This is a genomic window from Nitrospirota bacterium, from assembly GCA_040755395.1.
GTDB lineage: Bacteria > Nitrospirota > Nitrospiria > Nitrospirales > Nitrospiraceae > DATLZU01.
The window spans coordinates 177,297-196,725 of sequence record JBFMAX010000002.1 but is presented as its reverse complement, the minus strand read 5'-3'; the positions used below and the strand labels follow the sequence as shown (position 1 = coordinate 196,725).

Sequence of the window (19,429 nt, the reverse complement as noted above, 5' to 3'; positions counted from 1 at the left end):
AGCCGTGCGATCGCATTCCCGTCGCACAGCGGGCCGACACCGAACCCTACCACGACCAGGTTGGCAATTGAATACGTTTTGGTCGCGGACGACCCTTCCGATAGTTGACAAGGCACGGTGAATCGGCCTACACCGACTTCTGCGAGAAAATAGCGAGCAGCCGGCGCTCACGAGCTAATAGCTGTGAGCGATTCGCTGCCGGCTGTTAGCTATGTTCTGTTCTACAGGGCAAGCCGCAGGTTCATGAGCGCTGTTGTGAAACGATTACCGGGACGCGGGCCTGCAGGACCGCTCTCGCTCTGTCTTCTCCTCGCAGCGCCCACGAGTGTCTGCCCGGCGCCGCCGGCCGGCGTGACCGGCGCGATCACCGTGATCGGCACCGGCCCCGAACGGCGCGTCATCGAGCGCCTCGCCCGCGCGTTTGAGAAAGCCTACCTCGGGACGGCGATCGAGATCCGCTGGAATCGGAATTTCCACGCCGCGCAGATGCTCCAGGCCGGGGAAGCCGATGTCGCCGTGAGCGCCCAGGAATATCCCGGCCTCACCGCGACGCAGATCGCCTGGGACGGCATCGCGGTGATCGTGAACTTTACGAATCCCGTCACCGAAGTCACCTCGCAACAGGTGGCGCAGTTGTTTTCGGGTCGGATCGCGAACTGGTCCGCCTTGCACGAGCGCGGCGCCGGCAACGTCGAACTGATTCGACGGCCCGCCGACCAACATCTCAATGAAGGGTTTGAGCGGGCCCTCGGCATCAACGGACAGATCCCGAAGGCCGCGACGGTCATCCGTTCGGATCAGCGCGTACTCAGGCGCGTCTCGGGGCGGATCGGCGCCGTGAGCTATCTGTCGTTGCGCGCCGCGCTCGACGCGACCGAGTACGGCACCCCGATCAAGATCCTGTTGATCGACGGGGTCGAAGCGGGCCATCCGACGGTGCGGAACGGACAGTACCCGCTCCGCCGTCCCGTCTTTCTGTTGCTCGGCAAGCAGCCGATCCCGGTCGCCGAGGCCTTCGTCCGGTTCGCTGTTTCACGGGAGGGCCAGCGCATCCTTCAGGAATCGTTCACCCCGCTCTCTCCGTAACGATCCACCCAACCCATGAGACGCTCCGTTTCCCCGCTTGTCCGTCCCGTCTCCATCAACACCACCCCCATCGGCACTTGTGTAAGCGCCGCCCGGGGAGTACCGTAAACACGAACCCGGCTCGCGCCGGGCCCTTCTATGCTCTCGCCAAGCGGCATGACATGATCGCCGGAGCCGACAAGCATCAGGATCTGATCTTGACCGCGCTTCCCGTGGTGTTCTACGCCGCCGCGCCCGACGAACGTCTTGACCGTCCCTGGGTCAGCCAGAATTCGGCGCGCATCACCGGCTTCACCCCCGAGGCATTTGCCTCGGACCCCGGGCTCTGGGTCTCCCGGCTCCATCCCGATGACCGGGAGCGCGTGCTGGCCGAGTTCCTCAAGCTTCCCCCTGACGGCGCGTGCACGGTCGAGTACCGGTGGCTCATGGCGGACCAAACCTACCGCTGGTTTTTGGATACGGCCGTCTTCACCCGGGAAAGCGGCGCCGGCGATCGCCGCCTCGCCGGACTCTGGATGGACGTGACCAAGCGCAAGGCCGCGGAGGCCGAGTTGGAAGCCAGTCGCGCCGAACTGGAGCGGAGCCGGGAGGAATTGCGCGCGCTGGCGGGGAAACTGCTGACCGTGCAGGACGAGGAACGCCGGCGGATCTCGCGCGACCTCCACGACGATGTCAGCCAACGGTTGGCCGTCATCGGCCTGGAACTGGAGGCGGTGTACGGAAGCCTTCGGTCTTCGTCCTCGCCGTTCAAGCGCCAACTCCGCGCGATCCACAAACAAGTCGTCCGGTTGTCCGACGATCTGCGCCACCTGGCTTATCAATTTCATCAAACCATCGTGGAGGACCTGGGGCTGGTCGTCGCCCTGCAGCGGTATGTGAACGACTTCGTCCGGCGGACCGGCGTCAAGGCCCGGTTCATCAAACGCCGCGTGCCAGAGTTCCTCGCTCAGGACGTCGCCACGTGCCTGTATCGGGTCGCCCAGGAGAGCCTGGGGAACGTCGCGGCCCACGCCAAGGCCTCCCATGTGACGTTGGAGCTGATCGGCTCGGACGACGAAATCCGCCTGACCGTTCGCGATTCCGGCGTCGGCATGGATGTCGAGGCGGTCCGCCAGCGAAGTCGCGGCTTGGGACTGCTCAGCATGACGGAGCGCGTGCGGCTCCTCAACGGCTCGGTCGAGCTTCGTTCCCGGCCGGGGCAGGGGACGGAAGTGTCGGTCCGCCTTCCGTTGACGATGGATCAGCCATGAAACGGGCCCGCCTTCTCCTCGCCGACGATCACACGATGTTTCTGGAGGCCATCCAGAAAGTGCTGGAGCCGGAGTTCGATCTCGTCGGCCAGGTCGCCGACGGACGCGCGCTCCTGGACGCGGCCACCCGCCTTCGTCCAGACGTCATCCTGATGGACCTCTCCATGCCGCTGCTGAACGGGATCGACGCCGCGCGGCAGTTACGCCGCCTGGTGCCGGATACGCGCCTGGTGTTCCTGAGCATGCACGCCGACCCGACGTACGTGACGGAAGCGTTCCGCGCCGGAGCGTCCGCCTATGTCCTCAAACGCTCGACGGCAGCGGAACTGATCCAAGCGGTCCGCACGGTGCTCCGGAACCAGTATTATGTGTCGCCGCTGCTGGCCAAAGACATCCTCGACCCGTTGCTGCAGCGCACCGGGCGGCCCCCGGTCCTGCACAGCGAGCTGACGCTTCGACAGCGCGAAGTGCTTCAACTCGTCGCCGAGGGCCGCTCGCTGAAAGAAATCGCCGCCGTGCTCAACGTGTCCGTCAAGACCGTGGAATTTCACAAGTCGCGGATCATGAAACAGCTCGGCCTGCGCACGACCGCCGAGCTGACGAAGTACGCGATGACCCATGGATTGGTCTCCACCTAGCCGCCTCATTCTGACGAGCGCTAGGGAAATCGATCACCATCCTCCAGGGACGTTCCTAGTTCCGCTTCGGCCTCGTTACTGAGACAATGACCCCCGTCTGTTCCATGCGAGCAGTGGGTCGTGACGATGGGACACGCACAGATCCTCTTGGCCGGTCTGCATCCGCTCCTGATGGAAGATGTCCGTCTTCAGTTCGAGGACCGGTATGATCTGATCTCGGCGCCGGGGGATCGAAACACGCTGGTGACGACCGTGCGCCGAACACGCCCCGACGCCGTGGTGTTGGATCTCCCGGCGCAATCCCGTGCCGGTCTCGACGTCGTGCGCCGGCTCAGAGCGGCTTCGCACGACACCAAAGTCATCGTGGCCTCATGGCGGACAGACCCGGCGTTTATCATCGATGCGTTCCGCTCAGGAGCGTCCGCCTACCTCGTCAAACCGACCGTTCCGACCGAGTTGCCCTGCGCCGTTCAGACGGTGTTGCGCGGGCGGCGGTATCTCAGCTCGTTGGCCGGGCGGAGACGCGGGTTGATCGTTCATGCTCAACCGGAGACCGTGCCGCCGCGACGGTTCCCCGGGCGCGAGAAGGAACTGCTTCGCCTGATCGGCCGGGGGTACTCCGCAAAGACGATCGCGGAGAAACTCCACCTTTCGGCGGAAGCCGTCGGCGAATACATCGCGCGTCTGATGAAACAGCTCGGCGCCAAGACCAGACGAGGGTTGTCACGATACCTCGCACGCAGGTCACGGTAGCTTGAACGTTCGACGTCGCGGCCCCGGATCGCCGCCGTGTGATCCGGCCTGCGTCGCCGCTGCCGTGGTCCGGCGCTCGACACAGACGGCAATTGAAATCCACCGGTCCGGGAGGGGAAGGAGCATCCTGATGGCCATCACCACTCGTCGCAGCAGCGCGCGCCAGGATCGTGCGCGTCTCCGATCCTGTGTCTTTTGCGGAAAGCCTGTCAGCCCCGGCGACCAATCGGCCGTTGAAGAGGTTGAAGAGATCGAGGAGCGGAACACAGGGGATTCGGGACCATCGCCCTCTACGCGCCTGTGGCACAAGACCTGTTTCGAGCACCACCTGGACGAAGGAGAAGAATGCTGAGCCCGGCGCGCCCGTTGCGTGTTCATTCATCCCGGCCGGGCCGTCGCCAGAGTGCAGGAGGAGGCCATGCAACGCGTGAACTGGGGAGACACGGTGCAAATCGAATACACCGGATGGTTGGAAGACGGCACCCTCGTCGATTCGTCCTTGCTGAGCGGTCCCTTGCTCTTTACCGTCGGACAGGGGAAGGTTCTTGCTGGCCTGGAACACCTGGTGCTCGACATGACGCCGGGTGAATCCAAAACCGAAAAGGTCCCCTGCCAACTCGCGTTCGGACCGTATCGGGAAGAGCTTCGATGCAGAGTCGAACGCTCGTGGCTCCTGGCGCAGGACGTGAAGCCGGAGGTCGGGCTGGGTCTGGAGGTCCGCCGAACCGACGGCGAAGTGATCCACATGAGGATCGTGGAACTGAACGGAGACACCGTGACCCTTGACGCCAACCATCGGCTGGCGGGCCAGGACCTGATCCTGCATGTCGAATTGCTCGCCATCCCGGATAGGCCGGTATCGGGAGCCCCCGGCAACGGCCGGTCTCCGTCACGGGTCTCCTGACATGGTGATCGTGGTTGTCACCGTGGCCTTGCTCCTCTTGATCCTGTACCGCCGGAAGAGCCGGGCGCCGACCAGGGACCCCTGAACAGGCATGTTGCTCACCAGGCACCCAACGAACCGGCTTGCTCCCGAGCAGATCGAGGCGGTCGGAACGATGACGACGACACGTCAGGGAGAGACAGAATGGGAGAGCGTTTGGCGATCGAGGCGGACCGGATTGCGGCCGTGCTGTTGGCGGACGGAAACTGGCATCCAGTCGAACCATCCTCGTTCGAGATCGGCACCTATCAGTTCAAGGCGGGCGACAGAACCGTGCTCGGCGGCGGCGCCGCCTCCCGGCTTTCCGAGCTCGGCGCGACCTGGAGAAATCCGGCAGGCGACGAATGGTTCGCCTGTCCTCTGTCCTCCATCCTGGCTGTCCGCTATACGACCCGCTCCCATCCGACCAAGAACGCCGTCGCAACCGCTGCGAACCCGTCCGGCACAGGGCCGGTCCATGCCTAGGACAGGACCCCTTCCATCGCCGTCGCGTCAATCGTTCGCCCGCCCGTGGCTTCCTCTGGCGGTTGCCGTCCCGCTCCTAACCGTGTTTGCCGGCTGTGACTATTGGCCCCCCGCCCTCCAAGCGCAGATCGAAGAACTGCGGAGTATGGTTGAGGAGGCCTGGGATGAGCGGGACGACCTGGACCGGCGGCTCAGGGAAGCGGATCGTCGCCACAAAGAGCTTACGCGCCACGCCGCGACGCTGGCGCAACGCAACCGTGACCTTCAACGACGCGTGGCCGCCCTCGAACAGGCGCCGGCTGCAAAAGCCGATCGCCCGGTGACCCGCCCCGCCTCTCTTCGCTCGTCCCGCGCAGACGGCTTTCGTTCCGGCGGAATCAGGGCCGGCCGGATAGCTGCGGCGTTCCCGGGAGCGCGCCTGTTGCGTCTCCAATCCCCGCCCATGCGCGGGACCGACGTGCGCGCCGTCCAGACCCGGCTGCGCCAACACAACAGGCCCGTCCAGGCGGATGGAATTTATGGAGCGGCGACCAGGGCCGCCGTGATCCGATTCCAGCGGACGCACGGGCTCAAGCCCGACGGCATTGTCGGTCCCAAGACTTGGGCCTCCCTGGCCCGAACATCGCGGAAATAGCCATCCGCCATCAGCCGCCAGCCATCCGTTTCACCACCCATACATCCCTCGCTCCCGAGGGGTAGAATGTTTTCCCTCTCCGCTGGCGGGAGAAGGGTGAGGGTAGCGCCGACAGCGTCGTGCCGGCGGCCGGCCCCTTCATTCAGCAGCAGAAAGGCGGACACTTCTGGTACAGTCTCCCGTGACGACCTGGACGTGGCCGAATCCCCTTCATGGATCCGCTGCCGATCGAGAACAGCCTCCCGAGTCTCCGCCGCGCGTTGGGAAACGGTCGAACCGCGGTCCTGACCGCACCGCCCGGCGCGGGGAAGACGACCCGCGTGCCGCCGGCCTTGCTCGATGAGCCGTGGCTGCAGGGCCGGCGGATCATCATGCTGGAACCCCGCCGCCTCGCGGCGCGCGCGGCCGCGCACTTTATGGCCGTGACGCTCGGCGAAACAGTCGGCCGGACGGTCGGCTATCGCATGCGCCTCGATACGAAGGTCGGGCCGACGACGCGCATCGAGGTCGTGACCGAAGGCATCCTCACCCGTCTGTTGCAGCACGATCCGTCCCTCGCCGAGTATGGAATCGTCATCTTCGACGAGTTCCACGAGCGAAGTCTGCACGCGGACCTCGGGCTCGCCCTGTGTCTCGAAGCGCAGCGCCTCTTTCGTCCGGACCTTCGCCTGCTCGTCATGTCGGCCACGTTGGATTGCGAAAAGGTCGCAGACCTGCTGGACCACGCTCCGGTGATCGCCTGCGAAGGACGCCTGTTTCCGGTGGACACCCGCTACCTGGACCGTCCGGTCTCCGGACCGCTGGACCAAGAGATGGTTCGGATCATTCGGCGCGCCCTGCAGCAGGAGCAGGGCAGCCTCCTCGTGTTCCTACCCGGCATGGCCGAAATCAGGCGGGTGGAACGGCGCCTGCAGGAAGCCCGCCTCGATCCCACCGCCGTCGTTGCGCCGTTGCACGGCGACCTGCCGCAAGAAGCGCAAGACCTGGCGATCAGGCCGGCGGCGCCGGGCGCGCGCAAGATCGTCCTGGCCACCTCAATCGCGGAGACCAGCCTGACGATCGACGGGATTCGGGTCGTCATCGACGCCGGCTTCTTGCGCACGCCGCGGTTCGATCCACGCACCGGTCTCACCCGGCTGGAGACCATCCGGGTGACCCAGGATTCGGCCGAGCAACGTCGCGGCCGAGCCGGACGACTGGAACCCGGCGTATGCTACCGCCTGTGGACCGCCGTAGAGCAGCAGACGCTGGCCGCGCGGCGGCCGCCCGAGATCTTGGATGCCGACCTCGCCCCGATGCTGCTGGAACTCGCGGCCTGGGGCGCCGCCGATCCCTACGCCCTGTCCTGGCCGGACTCTCCGCCGGCCGGAGCTGTCGCTCAGGCGAAGGACCTGCTCACACGTCTGGGCGCGCTGGATGACCGGGGGCGGATCACGCCGCATGGCCGGCAGATGGCGGAGCTGGGGCTGCATCCGCGCCTCGCGCACATGATCCTGAACGCGATCCCCCTCGATCTCGGCGGCCTCGCCTGCGAGGTGGCGGCCTTGCTCAGCGAGCGGGATCTTCTGCGGAGCCAGCCCGGGTGGCGAAACGCGGATCTTCGGCTGCGGCTGGATGTGTTGCATGAAGTCCAAGCGAGGGGCGAGAGGCAAGGGGCAAGGGGGGACAGGAAGTTGGAAGGGCCGCCCGGCGCCGGCGTTGACCGGTCGGCCTGTCAACGCGTGCGGCGCGTGGCGGAACAGTGGCGACGACAACTCCGGGTGCCGGCCTCTGAGAGCGGCGATCTCGAGCGGCTCGGCGTCTTGCTGGCCTTCGCCTACCCGGACCGGATCGCGCAACGCCAGCGCGGGACCGATCGCCGATACCTGTTGGCCAACGGTCGTGGCGCCTCTTTTCCGCAACCGGAGCCCCTCGCGTCGGAGGACTATCTCGTCATTGCCGACTTGGACGCCGGCGCCCAGTGGGCGAGAATTGATCTGGCCGCGCCCGTGTCGCGGGAGGATCTCGAAACCTCCTGCGGCGATCAGATTCGGGACGTGGAGACCCTGTGGTGGGACGATCGGACACAAGCGGTGCAGGCCCGGCGGCAACGCCGGCTCGGCGAACTGGTGCTGGCGGACCAGCCGATTTCACATCCCGCCCCTGCGCAGATCACCGCGACGCTGCTGCAGGGTCTTCGCCGGATGGGCCTGGCCTCTTTGCCCTGGACCAAGGAGTTGCGGCAATGGCGGGCGCGGGTCGCTTTTCTGCGCCGGGTGGAGGGCGCCGCGTCCGGCTGGCCCGACGTTTCCGACGAGGCGCTGTTTGACGGCCTGGAACACTGGCTGGGACCGTTCCTGGACGGCGTGACCCGGCTCGATGCCTTACAGCGCCTCGATCTCGCCGGTCCCTTGCAGGCTTTGCTGACCCGGGAGCAACAACGACGGCTCGACCGGCTCGCGCCCACCCATCTCGTCGTGCCGAGCGGGTCCCGCATCCGGCTGGACTACGAAGCGGGCGACGTCCCTGTGCTGCCGGTCCGGCTGCAGGAGATGTTCGGCTGCCGCGAGACCCCCCGCATCGCGGACGGCAAAGTCCCTGTCATGGTGCACTTGCTCTCGCCAGCCGGCCGGCCGGTGCAGGTCACCCAGGACCTCGGCAATTTCTGGGCTTCGGGCTATCGGGACGTGCGGAAAGAATTGCGCGGCAGGTATCCCAAACACCACTGGCCCGACGATCCGTTGGCTGCCCGGCCGACGAGCCGGACATCACGCCGCGCGTAGCTTCTCAGCCCCTAGCCTCTAGCCTTTCGCCTCTCGCCTGGCTTTTCTTTAGGGATTATGCCAGCGGGCGCCTTCGTAGGAGGGATTGAATTGATGGGTGAGCTTGACGGTGTCCCCGTCTTTCACGGTCGAATCGAGCGTCCCGACTTTCTTGTTGACGGTGACCAGCAGTTCCCCTCTGTTCATGAAGGGAACAAGGCCGGCCAACCGCTCCTGATTGGCCTCGATCAGCTTTTTCACGGACATCGGCCCGCTGATTTCCACTTCCAGTTCCGATTCTCCCACGCTGTCGCGCAGCGTGAGCCCGAACAACAACACGGTCACCATCTCTACTCCATTTCAACGATATCGGCGTAACGGGGTAGTCGGATAACAGGGTACCGGGGTAAGGGGCTACCGGGATACCGCTATCACCGTCTCCTCCTCATAACGCCGTTACCCAGTTATCCCGCTATCCCTCTCATTATCCCGCTACCCCGATACCCTTCTTCCTCACATCCGCCGGTGGCACCGAAAGCAATCTTGCCGCTTCGGATGCCGGGCGGGCAAGGGTCGGACACCGCCGGCGACGTGGCAGCGGAGACAATCCGGTTCGGCGATCAGCGCCTGGTGGTCCGGCGTGCCGGGCACCGCAGGGTTTTGGTCGCGCGGCGACGGCAACAGCGAGACACCGACGACGATCAGGACGGCCAGGGCGACGAAGATCCAATCCGCTTTCTTGAACATCAGGTCCCTGATTCCCGTCTTGCATCAGCCTGCGCCGCGTCATAGGTCTCCTCAAGCACCTGGGCTATATGCTTGACCTGGGTCCGTCCTCGCAATCCGTTGTTCAACTGGATCATGCAGGCCGGACAACTGGTCGCCACGATCTCCGCGCCGCTCTCCTCGATCGCCCGGCGCTTACGTTCGAAAATCTTCTGGGCCGTGTCGTAGTCCTTGAGCACATACGTGCCCGCCCCGCCCGCGCAGCGATCGGCGTCCTGCATTTCGACGAACTCGACGCCGGGCAACGCCGCGAGAATCCGCCGTGGCTCTTTGGTCACGCCGGCCGCCCGCAGGTGGCAGGAAGAATGATAGGTCACCCGGCGCGGCTCGGTTAATGGAGCGCGAACCGCCGGCGCCTTCGGAGACTTCGCCACAAACTCCGAGATGTGCATGACCTTCCCGGCCAACTGCTCGGCCGCCTGCCGCTCCGGCTCTTCCGCGAACAGCTTGGGATAATCCTTCAGCATGAGCGTGCAGGAGGCGCAGCCGGTGACGATCGTGTCATACGGCGCAAGGGATTGCAGGTTGAACCGCGCCCCTTCCTTGGCCAACCCCACATGGCCGTAGGTCTCAATCGGGGTTCCTGAGCAGCGCTGCGGCGGCAGGGCCGGTTCCACGCCGTGCCGTCGAAGCACGGCGATGACGGCATCGCCCACGCCGTCGTCGAAATAGTTGGCCGCGCAGCCATGAAAGTAGGCGACGCCTCCCTGATCGCCGCTTCCTCTCTTGACCAGTTCCGGATATCGATCTCTCAGGTGGCGGCCGGCGAGCTTCGGCAGGACCATCTCGCGCGGAATCCGCGCGCGGTCCGCGATCAGCCGCATGAACGGGCGCGAGAGGCGCTCCAGCCAGGCCCGCATGGCCGGCCGATCCCACAGCCATTGGGTGCGGGCGGCCAGTTTGAGGAGAGGCTCGAACAACCAGGGCCGCGCGTGCAGCCTGAAGATCAACCCGGCCGCCCGGTTCGGATGCTCGGCTCGGCGTTTGAGGATCAGGTCGGCCACGTCCACGCCGGCCGGGCAGATGGTCCGGCAGGACTTGCAGTTGAGGCAGGCTTCGACCACCCGCTTGGAGTTGAGGTAACTATAATCCTTCGACGTGACGATCTCGAACCAACCCCGTGAGCTCATGTCCTCAGACTGGAAGACATCGTACACGGGGCAGACCGAATTGCACTTGGCGCAGGTCGCGCAGGGCTTCGACAGGCGGACGTAATCGATATGCTCAGTGAACGGGACATCGCTGATCTTGACGCCGGGATTGAGCACGCCGGCCGGATCCAGCGCACGTTTGACCCGGACGAACAGCTCGTACAGCTCCTCGCCGAACATCGCGCGGACGTATTCCGCACGCACGCGCCCATCGCCGTGCTCGCCGCAAATCGAGCCGCTGAACCGCGCGAGGACGGTCCGGTGAATCTCGTGGTAACCCTCGACCATCCGCGCGAAATCGCGCTCGTCGTTCACGTCCAACAGCGGCACGATATGCGCGTTGCCGTTGCCGATATGACCGAAAATCGCGACCGGGACGCGCTGGCCCTGGAAGAACTCTTCCAGGTAGCGGATCAGCTCGCCGATCCGCTCGGCCCGCACGACCACGTCGTCCACGAAGTTGATCGGCTTCTTTTTGGCGTCGAAACGGTAGAGCGTCGGATAAAGCGCCTTTCTCGCCTTCCAGAGCTGATCGCGCTGGTCGCGGTCGAAGGCGACGGTCAGGTCCGCCGCCAGCCGGCAGCGACGGCAGATGGCGGCCATTCGTTCGGCCTGCTCTTTCAGGTCCGTCGCCTCCCCGTCCGCATCCACCTCGGCCAGTAGCGTCGCGGCCGCCTCGGCCGGAATGCCGTGAGCGCGTCGGCCGATGAGGTCGAGCGTGTTGGCATCCATGACCTCCAAGGCGCTCGGCGAGAGACCGAGCAACTGCGGCACCGCCTCTCCGACATCCTCGAGCGAGCGGAAGTGAATGAGCGCCGTCAGCGTCGCGTTGGGTTTGTCCACCAGCCGGATCGTCGCTTCGCTGATGACGCCCAACGTCCCTTCGCTCCCGACGAATAATTTGGGCAGATCGAACAGGCCCCGCTCCAATCCGTCCGCCAGACCGAAGAGATTGTATCCGCAACTGTTCTTGCTCACCGTCGGGCGCTTGGCCTGAATCACGGTCGCGTGGCGGCGCACCACTTCGAGCACGTCGCGGAGCGCTGGATGGCCTGAGCAGACCCGTTCCCATGCCGGATCCGCAAGCGGATAGGCGCGCGCCTCCAGCCAGCCGCCCGATTCGAGGTATATTCTGAGGCTGAAGACGTTATCCTTGACCGATCCGTACCGCAGCGTATGGGGTCCGGAGGAATTATTGGCCAGCATGCCCCCCAGCTTGCACATCTCCCCGCTGGAGGGATCGGGACCGAACAGCAGCCCATGCCGCCCCAGATGCTGGTTGAGTTCGGCCAGGACGATGCCGGGCTGGACGCGGGCCCATTTCTCCTCCCGGTTCACTTCGAGCACCCGGTTCAAACGGGACACATCCAGAATGACGCCGGAGCCGATGGACGAGCCGGTCAGGTTGGTGCCGGCCGCGCGCGGGGTGATCGGCACGCCGCGGGCAACCGCGTAGTCCACGACCCGTTGAATATCGTCTTCCGAGTCGACCAGGACGACGGCTTGCGGGGTGACGCGATAGATGCTGGCGTCCACCGCATAGGCGGTCAGGGTCGGAAAATCGTCACGGACTTTGTCGGTTCCGACCAGCCGCCTGAGGTCCGCGGCGACAGCCCGTGTTCGTTCGGGAAGAATGAGTGGCATGCGCAATCCATTCTAGACGCACCGATCAGAAGAGAACAAGGCTCCGGCGGTCGAGGCGTTGTCGCGGACCGGATGATTCGCTAAGATGCGAGCCGATGCCGTTGCCCGCCTTGTATGTCTCGCGCCTGCTTCCCGATCCGGTCATGGCCGCGATCCGCGAGCGGTTTCGGCTCACGGCCGTTCCCGCGGTCGAGCCCCCGTCTCCCCGCGCGCTGCTGGACGGCATGCGGGAGGCGGAGGCGGCCATCTGCACCTTGACGGAAACGATCGACGGCGCGGTGCTGAGCCGCGCGCCGCAGTTGAAAATCCTGGCCAATTACGCGGTCGGCTACAACAACATCGACCTCGACGCCGCGCGCGCTCACGGCGTCGTCGTCACCAACACCCCGGACGTGCTGACCGACACGACCGCCGATTTGACCTGGGCGCTGTTGCTGGCTGCGGCTCGCCGCGTCGTCGAGGGCGATCGGCTGGTGCGGGCGCGTCAGTGGACCGGCTGGGCGCCGACCCACATGCTGGGCGCCGACGTCTGGGGCAAGACGCTCGGAGTGATCGGCATGGGCCGGATCGGGCAAGCCGTAGCGCGCCGCGCCGCCGGTTTCAACATGCCGGTGCTGTACGCCGGTCGGCATCCGGTGCCGGGCGATCCCCGGTGGGACTTCAGGCCGTTCGTCGAGGTGCTGGCCGAATCGGATTTTATCACCGTCCATGTCCCGCTGACGCCCGACACGCACCATCTGCTCGACAAGCAGGCGTTCGCGCGCATGAAGCCCACCGCCTTCCTGATCAACACCTCGCGCGGTCCGGTGGTGGACGAAGCCGCCTTGGTGGAGGCGCTCCGCGCCGGCCGGCCGGCCGGCGCGGGGCTTGACGTGTACGAACGGGAACCGGAACTCCATCCCGGCCTCCGCGAACTCCCTAATGTCGTGCTGTTGCCCCACCTGGGATCGGCGACGCTGGACACGCGCATCCGGATGGGCATGATCTGCGTGGAGAACGTGCGGGCCGTGCTGGAAGGGCGGCCGGCTCCCAATCGGGTGGCCTGACCGAGCGCTCACTTCGCGAGCACGAGGTCCCGCGCCACTTCGTTGATCAGGTCCGGCTCGATGCGCTCCTGCTTGCGCAGGTAGCCTTCCAGGAGGGCGTTGTCGCAGATGGTGTTGATTAGCCGCGGAATGCCCTGCGAATACTTGGCGATCAACGGGAACGTGGCGGGCTTAAAGAGGGCGTTTTTCGCACCGGCGACCTGCAGTCGATGGTTGACATAGGCTTCCGTACCGGCGGCGTCCAGGGGCGCCAATTGATACCGCATGGCGACCCGCTGATGAAGCGGCGGGTCCAGCGCCAACACCTGATCCAGCTCGGGGAGCCCGAAGAGAATGAAGGTCACCGCCTTTCGACCGTCGAGCTCGATATTGAGCAGCCCGCGAAAATCTTCCATGAGATCCCGGCTGCGCAACATCTGCGCCTCGTCGATCAGCACCACCGCTTTCTTCCCCGATTCGAAGATCTCCTGCAGCCGCCGGGAAAGTTGCGTCAGCAGCTCGGTCTTGGTGTCGGCCGGGGAGGGAATTTCGAGCTGCAGCGCGATCTTGCGGAGCATCCACTCCGACGTCACCGCCGCGTGGATCACGACGAGCAGGGCCGCGTCATAGTCCCCGGTTTCCAAGTCCTCCAGCAGCCGGGTGGCCAGGGTCGTTTTGCCCGTTCCGATGTCACCGACCAGGACCGCCAGACCTTTCATATGTTCGGCGGCGTACTTGAGCCGGACGAGCGCTTCGGCATGCTGCTGCGTCTTATAGAAGAATCGATTGTCGACAGTGGTGGAAAAGGGGCTTTCTTTCAGATGGAAGAACTCCAGGAGGCTCATAGGGTAAGGCGTAGGCTAGAGATAGGAGATCCGGCGTTTCTTCCGCTCCTGCTGAGGCGGCGCCGATGCGGCATGGACCGGCTGCTCGCGCCCGCCCTGGGCCTGCGGTTTCGCCTGTCCGGACGGGTCGGCGACCGACGCTCCGGGTCGACCCTGTCCTCTGATCCATTCGATCCGCTGCGGCACGTCCTGAAACTGCGGAATCGTTTCGTACACCCTCAGTGCGCTGTCGAAAAGCCCCTCGGCTTCATACAGGAGACCCAATTCATACCGGATCGCCGGCGTCTTCTCGTCGACACAGCGGGGATCGGCCAGGGTCTGCTCCAAATGCGCGATGGCCGCTTTATGCTGTCCTTGTTCCTTCAGACAGCGCGCCAGCATGAGCGAGGCATCCATAAACGATTTTGGCCCCTGCATGGACAGCCGAAACTCCTCGATCGCTTCATCTAACAACCCCATGTTTTGATACGCGACGCCGAGCGTGTACCGGACCTCATACTCCTCTTCTCCGGTTTGCTCTTCTTGCGGTTTTTGGGCCGCCGTGGACGGTTGAACGGAAGCGCCTTGCGGCGCCACGGGAGCTTCATCCTGTATGACCGGCTCGAATCGAGACGCCAGCTCGGCGACCACAGGACTGGCCGGCGCCAGCGCTTTCACCTTGTGATACAACTCAGTCGGCAGCGATTCCGCTCCCCGATCGGGATGCTGAAGCAGAATGTCCAACGCCTTAGCATACTGCAACGCGGCGGCCGCCGCGTCGCCCTTCTCTTCGAGCAACCGTCCGATCAGTCGGAGCGCTTCCCAATCATCGGGCTGCTCGGCCAGCAACTGGGAGAGAATCGTTTCCGCCGCCACATACCGACGATTGAGGATCAACGTCCGGACCCGATCGAGTAAATCCAGCCGGTCCTCGGCATCACGATCTTTGGACCGAGAAGTTCCCTTCGCCTGCGCAGACTCCACGGGCGACTGGCTGTCGGCCCTGGCGCTTTGAGACGGGAAATGCCGATCTTGTTTCAAATTGACTTTGGACGTGGTGTTCCATGCATCGTCCGGCTCCGCCCCCTGGATGGCAAACCCGCCGACGCTCGCCTCATCGGAACCCGCGAGTTCGCCTTGGGTATCCTCCGAAGCGACGGGCTCGCTCGCGGCCGCATCCTGCGGCGAAGCAGACGGAGGCCCAACGTGAGCGGATACCTCGGATCCCGGCTGAGAAGGGACCCTGTCGGCTTCGCTCGCAGATTCTTCGATCTCCTGCGGGTGAGGTGCGACGGCTCCGGGCTCGAATACACGCGCGAATTTCTGAATCACCGGGCTGGCAGGTGCCAGGAGTTTGACCTTGGCGTAAAGCTCGGCCGGCAACATCGGCATACCGGGCTCCGGATGTTCCAACAGAACCTCGATGGCTTTGCCGTAGTGGATCGCCGCGGCGGCGCCGTCGCCTTTTTCCTCGTACAGGGAACCCAGCATCTCGAGCAACGCCACGCAAGTCGGTTCGACGCTCAGGTATTCGTTGATGAGGGACTCGGCCAACGTGTAATCCTGCGCCCGCATGGCCGCCCCAGCGAGAAACCGATACTCGTTGAGCGCGACTTGAAGGTCCCCTCGTTGGAGATGGAGCCGGGCGAGCAACTGGCAGACTTGCGGATTGCCCGGTTCGCGGGTCAGGAGTTGGGTGAGGATCGCTTCGGCGCCCGCGTACTGCCCTTCTTCCATACGCCTGGTCGCCTCGGCCAGCAGATTCGTCGGTTCCGAACTTTTTGCAGGCGGCGCCGACTGAACCGGGCTCGGCCGGACCCCACGCATCCCTTCGGCCGCGTCTTTGTCGTAATTCTGAACGTATTGAGCCGCCTCGCTGTTGGTCGGATCGATTCGGAGGACGGCCAGATACGCGTCCCGGGCCTCGTCATAGCGCTGCTGCGCCGACCGTTCCCGCCCGAGCTGCAGGTACACCTTGACGGCTTCATCCTGCAGATTTTCTTGGAGGCACAGCTCGGCGACGCGCTGCTGCGCGTCGAGGTTGGACGGGTCCTGGCTGATGATTTTCTTGTAAATCTCCAGCGCTTCCTTGGTCTTGCGTTCCTTGAGATAGTATTTGCCGAGCGTCAAGTAATCGGCGACCGCGCTGCTCAGCAGCCCTCGCTCCGCATTGAGATCGCCGAGATGGCGGTACACTTCGTACCGTGAGGGATCGACTTTGAGGACTTTCTTGTAGGCGGCAATCGCCTTGAGCGTCGCTCCTTCGGCTCGAAACGCCGAGGCGGCCTGAAGATAGGCCACAATCGCATCGCCCGGCGCGTTGCGCTTGAGATGGAGATCGCCGATCGTGTTATAGATGGTACCGTCGGTGGAGGATTCAGCGGTGAGTTTCTTCCATTCGGCGATGGCGGCGTCGAACTGGCCCCGCGAGGCAAAGAGCTGCGCATTCTGCAGGATCGTACTGCGATCGGCCGCCAACACGGACCTCCACGATACGCAAACGCTAGCAGTTTCAATGGGTTTTGTCAAGGAAACGGTCCGAATGACAGGGCCTCAGGGGGGCAAAAAGCTTAAGTATGGCGCGGGCCGGATCGAACGAATTCGTGCTACAGACGGAAAGACCCCGCCCGGGCGAGCGGGGTCTCCTAATGAGTCGGTGCTAGAAACGAAGGGGAACCAACAGCGACTCAGGTCAGGTTTTCATCACATTGGCTGCCTGAGGCCCCTTGGCTCCCTGCACAATGTCGAATTCGACGTTTTCGCCTTCCTTGAGAGTCTTGAAACCCTCGCCTTGAAGGGCTGAATAGTGCACAAACACATCTTCCCCGCTTTCCAATCGAATAAAGCCAAATCCTTTCCGATCGTTGAACCACTTAACAGTCCCCTTTGTTTTCACAGAACCCTCCTTTCCTCTACAGCTCCCCGACATCGAGTCGCTGGGCCCACGAGTGCTGCGGACACATGCGTCCGAATAGAAACGGCATGAAAATGGAATAGGAATAATCGCGCTGAGCAACAGGCTTCGTACGGGGGGGTTGTTCCGGTGACGTGAGACATTTGCCCAGGGCAAAATTCGGGCTGGCATGTAACATAGCGCTCCTGAGCTTGTCAAGCAGTTCTTTGGCCTTCCTGCAGAAAACTCCGTACGGAGGTCAGGGAACGATCGGCGGCGATGTGTTTACAATGTCTTCGCAGTCCCTTATTCTTATTGGGATTTTCTTGCGCACCGCTTACGGGGAGAGTCCGCCCAATGCTGCTACGCACCATCTTGGATCGCTACATCTTCTTGGAACTCGTCCCGCCGTTTTTTATCAGCCTGGGCGCCCTCTGTTTCGTCATGCTGACTCGAGAGTTGCTGCGGCTGGTGGAGCTGCTCGTTTCAAAGGGGGTCGGATTTTTTGCGGTGCTCAAGGTCTTCGCTCATTTGCTGCCCTCATTCCTGGTCCTCACGCTGCCCATCGCGGGTATCATCGCATCGATTACCGCCTTCGGACGACTCTCCTACGACAAGGAATTAGTCGCCATGCGGGCCGCAGGCTTGAGCCTCCTGCGGCTTTCCAGATCGGTGTTCCTGTTCGCGGTTGTGGTATGCGGGCTGACCCTCACCCTTTCCCAGTGGGGACAGCCCTGGACCAGCGTCAACCTGAAGAAGGTGGCGCTCAATCTGCTCCGAGACCAACTGGTCTTGGCCCTGGATCGAGGCGTGTTTAACGAACCCATTCCGGGCATGACGATCTTCATCCCCGAAAAAGAAGCCGACGGCGGTCGATCGGGCATTTTCGTCTCCGACTCGAGGAACCCGGACGAACCGCGCATCATTGTCGCCCGCGAGTACTTGGTCCTGACGGACAGACGCACGAATCAGGTCGCTCTTCGGCTGCAGGACGGGGTTATCCATAGCAGCCCGGACTCGCTCAACGAGTATCGACAAGTGTCCTTCTCCACCTATGACCTGAAGTTGAGCTTCGCTCATCTCTACGCGCCGGCCGATGACCGTCCCTCGCTGGAATCGACGCTGGCGCAGTTGGAGCAATCGAACTGGACCGATCCCGGCGCCTTGCGTCGCCTGACCGAATACTACAAGGATCTGGCGTTTCCGACCGCGTCGCTCGTGTTTTGCATCCTGGGGATTCCGGTCGGAATCGTCTCCAAACGGTCGGGACGAATCGGCGGCTTCGCCGTCGGCGTCATGGTCATCATCGCCTACTATGTGCTCAACGTCATGTGCGAGTTTCTCGTCACGACCCTCGTGCTTCCGCCGTTCGCAGGCGCCTGGTTGCCGAACGGAATATTTCTCGCGGTCACTGTGGCGGCCTTCTATCGAATGAACAGGCGGTAACGACATGGGCATTCTGTTTCGATATCTGCTCTGCGAATATGCCAAAATCTTCGCCATGTGCTTCGCCGGGTTGATGACGGTCTACCTGGTCGTTGATTTTTTCGAAAAGTTGCGGCGATTCCTTCGCTATGACGCGGAAGCCACTGATATTGCTGTATTCTTTTTGCTCAGAACACCTGGCATTTCTTTCCAGATTGCTCCGCTGGCTGTCCTGATGGCGACGCTCCTGACTTTGGGGATGCTGTCGCGCAACCACGAGATTACCGCGATGCGGAGCTCAGGGATCAGCCTCTTCCGGGTCGCCTCGCCCTTTCTTTTCTTCGCCCTTCTTGTCGGACTTGTCCTGCTGGCGTTCAGCGCCACCGTGATCCCGCTGTCGAACGCACGGGCCGAATATGTGAAAACCGTCAACATTGAAAAGAAACCGCCGTCCATGTCGTTGAAGGCGCCTCAACCTTGGATCAGAATCGGTACTCGGACGTTGATGAATTTCGAGTTGGTCGAACCGGGCGGAGCGGTCCTCCGGGGACTCCGTCTGTACCAACTCAGCCACGGCTTTCAACTGACGGAAATTACCGAGGCCAAGGAAGCCCGCTATGCTTCCGGCGGATGGATCCTGCAGAGCGGCCGTCACAGGAAAATCCTCCCGGACGGGACGGTCCGGGCGACGGAGTTCGAGAGCGAGCCTATCGGGCTCTCGCAGATTCCGGAAGACTTCAGCACGTGGCTCTCGGTCGAATCCGACACGATGACCTTTCGGGACATCCGCGCCTACATCGAGCGTCTGAGCAAAGACGGGTATAGTTTCGCCCGGTTTCTCACCGATTATTATGGACGGGTGGCTTTTCCCTTCGTAACGATCATCATGGTCATTGTCGGGATCGCATTGAGCCTGCGACGGAGCGGCACCCGCGGCGGAGGCAGCATGGCCATCGGGATCGGACAAGCGCTGGTGATCGGCTTTTGCTACTGGTCCACGCATTCCATAGCGATCGCCTTGGGACGAAGCGGCGTGCTGGCGCCCATTATCGCCGGCTGGATCTCCAACCTGGTTTTCCTTTCGTTCGGTCTCTATCTGCTGCTGAAAGTCCGCTATTGACCCGCTCCGCCGACGGACTTGGGCCTGTCCGATCTCTTCGATCCAGGAAAG

Annotated in this window: 18 protein-coding genes; 12 read left to right on the top strand and 6 right to left on the bottom strand. The window is 63.6% G+C overall.

Translation table 11 applies throughout. The annotated features are described in order from the left end of the window. Window positions 1–255: 255 nt before the first annotated feature. The 9 genes from AB1555_04955 (at window position 256) to hrpB (ending at window position 8,531) form a co-directional block, all read left to right on the top strand. The gene (locus tag AB1555_04955) at window positions 256–1,086 is read left to right on the top strand and encodes a substrate-binding domain-containing protein (GenBank protein ID MEW6246042.1); all 831 of its coding nucleotides are present in this window, start codon (window positions 256–258) and stop codon (window positions 1,084–1,086) included. 161 nt (window positions 1,087–1,247) lie between these two features. Continuing rightward, window positions 1,248–2,336, top strand: coding sequence for an ATP-binding protein (locus AB1555_04950; protein MEW6246041.1), 1,089 nt, complete (start codon window positions 1,248–1,250; stop codon window positions 2,334–2,336). Further along, the gene (locus tag AB1555_04945; GenBank protein ID MEW6246040.1) at window positions 2,333–2,974 is read left to right on the top strand and encodes a response regulator transcription factor; all 642 of its coding nucleotides are present in this window, start codon (window positions 2,333–2,335) and stop codon (window positions 2,972–2,974) included. The genes AB1555_04950 and AB1555_04945 overlap by 4 nt, the downstream gene beginning before the upstream one ends. A gap of 126 nt (window positions 2,975–3,100) precedes the next feature. Continuing rightward, complete coding sequence (locus AB1555_04940) at window positions 3,101–3,727, top strand: response regulator transcription factor (GenBank protein MEW6246039.1); 627 nt, start codon at window positions 3,101–3,103, stop codon at window positions 3,725–3,727. Window positions 3,728–3,857: 130 nt separating this feature from the next. After that, window positions 3,858–4,079, top strand: a complete 222-nt coding sequence (locus AB1555_04935; GenBank protein MEW6246038.1) for a hypothetical protein — start codon at window positions 3,858–3,860, stop codon at window positions 4,077–4,079. Window positions 4,080–4,145: 66 nt separating this feature from the next. Next, window positions 4,146–4,631, top strand: a complete 486-nt coding sequence (locus tag AB1555_04930; protein MEW6246037.1) for an FKBP-type peptidyl-prolyl cis-trans isomerase — start codon at window positions 4,146–4,148, stop codon at window positions 4,629–4,631. 183 nt (window positions 4,632–4,814) lie between these two features. Next, the gene (locus AB1555_04925; GenBank protein ID MEW6246036.1) at window positions 4,815–5,135 is read left to right on the top strand and encodes a hypothetical protein; all 321 of its coding nucleotides are present in this window, start codon (window positions 4,815–4,817) and stop codon (window positions 5,133–5,135) included. Window positions 5,136–5,280: 145 nt separating this feature from the next. After that, window positions 5,281–5,769: a peptidoglycan-binding domain-containing protein gene (locus tag AB1555_04920; GenBank protein ID MEW6246035.1), complete on the top strand. Its 489-nt coding sequence runs from the start codon at window positions 5,281–5,283 to the stop codon at window positions 5,767–5,769. A 212-nt stretch (window positions 5,770–5,981) separates the two neighbouring features. Continuing rightward, window positions 5,982–8,531, top strand: a complete 2,550-nt coding sequence (gene hrpB, locus AB1555_04915; protein ID MEW6246034.1) for an ATP-dependent helicase HrpB — start codon at window positions 5,982–5,984, stop codon at window positions 8,529–8,531. Between the two features lie 48 nt (window positions 8,532–8,579). Here the strand turns inward: hrpB and AB1555_04910 are convergent, their stop codons facing one another. From AB1555_04910 to AB1555_04900, 3 genes are all read right to left on the bottom strand, one after another. Continuing rightward, entirely contained in the window at window positions 8,580–8,858 is a 279-nt protein-coding gene (locus AB1555_04910) for a MoaD/ThiS family protein (GenBank protein MEW6246033.1), read from the bottom strand. A 165-nt stretch (window positions 8,859–9,023) separates the two neighbouring features. Next, on the bottom strand, window positions 9,024–9,257 hold the full coding sequence (locus AB1555_04905; GenBank protein MEW6246032.1) for a hypothetical protein: 234 nt from the start codon (window positions 9,255–9,257) through the stop codon (window positions 9,024–9,026). Further along, window positions 9,257–12,091 carry an FAD-binding and (Fe-S)-binding domain-containing protein gene (locus tag AB1555_04900; protein ID MEW6246031.1) on the bottom strand — a complete coding sequence of 945 codons (2,835 nt, stop codon included), beginning with the start codon at window positions 12,089–12,091 and terminating at the stop codon, window positions 9,257–9,259. Before AB1555_04900 ends, AB1555_04905 begins: the two co-directional genes overlap by 1 nt. A 95-nt stretch (window positions 12,092–12,186) precedes the next feature. On the opposite strand from AB1555_04900, the gene AB1555_04895 reads away from it, so the two are divergent. Continuing rightward, the gene (locus tag AB1555_04895; protein ID MEW6246030.1) at window positions 12,187–13,137 is read left to right on the top strand and encodes a D-glycerate dehydrogenase; all 951 of its coding nucleotides are present in this window, start codon (window positions 12,187–12,189) and stop codon (window positions 13,135–13,137) included. Between the two features lie 8 nt (window positions 13,138–13,145). Here AB1555_04895 and AB1555_04890 read toward each other — a convergent pair whose 3' ends face one another. The 3 genes from AB1555_04890 to AB1555_04880 all read right to left on the bottom strand — a co-directional run bounded on the left by AB1555_04890 (window position 13,146) and on the right by AB1555_04880 (window position 16,836). Beyond that, window positions 13,146–13,961, bottom strand: a complete 816-nt coding sequence (locus AB1555_04890; protein ID MEW6246029.1) for an AAA family ATPase — start codon at window positions 13,959–13,961, stop codon at window positions 13,146–13,148. A 15-nt stretch (window positions 13,962–13,976) separates the two neighbouring features. Continuing rightward, window positions 13,977–16,421, bottom strand: coding sequence for a tetratricopeptide repeat protein (locus AB1555_04885; GenBank protein MEW6246028.1), 2,445 nt, complete (start codon window positions 16,419–16,421; stop codon window positions 13,977–13,979). 211 nt (window positions 16,422–16,632) lie between these two features. After that, on the bottom strand, window positions 16,633–16,836 hold the full coding sequence (locus AB1555_04880; protein MEW6246027.1) for a cold shock domain-containing protein: 204 nt from the start codon (window positions 16,834–16,836) through the stop codon (window positions 16,633–16,635). Window positions 16,837–17,190: 354 nt separating this feature from the next. Between AB1555_04880 and lptF the strand changes: the two genes are divergently transcribed. Further along, window positions 17,191–18,279, top strand: coding sequence for an LPS export ABC transporter permease LptF (lptF, locus tag AB1555_04875; protein ID MEW6246026.1), 1,089 nt, complete (start codon window positions 17,191–17,193; stop codon window positions 18,277–18,279). A 4-nt stretch (window positions 18,280–18,283) separates the two neighbouring features. Then, window positions 18,284–19,378: an LPS export ABC transporter permease LptG gene (lptG, locus tag AB1555_04870; GenBank protein MEW6246025.1), complete on the top strand. Its 1,095-nt coding sequence runs from the start codon at window positions 18,284–18,286 to the stop codon at window positions 19,376–19,378. Window positions 19,379–19,429 lie beyond the last annotated feature (51 nt).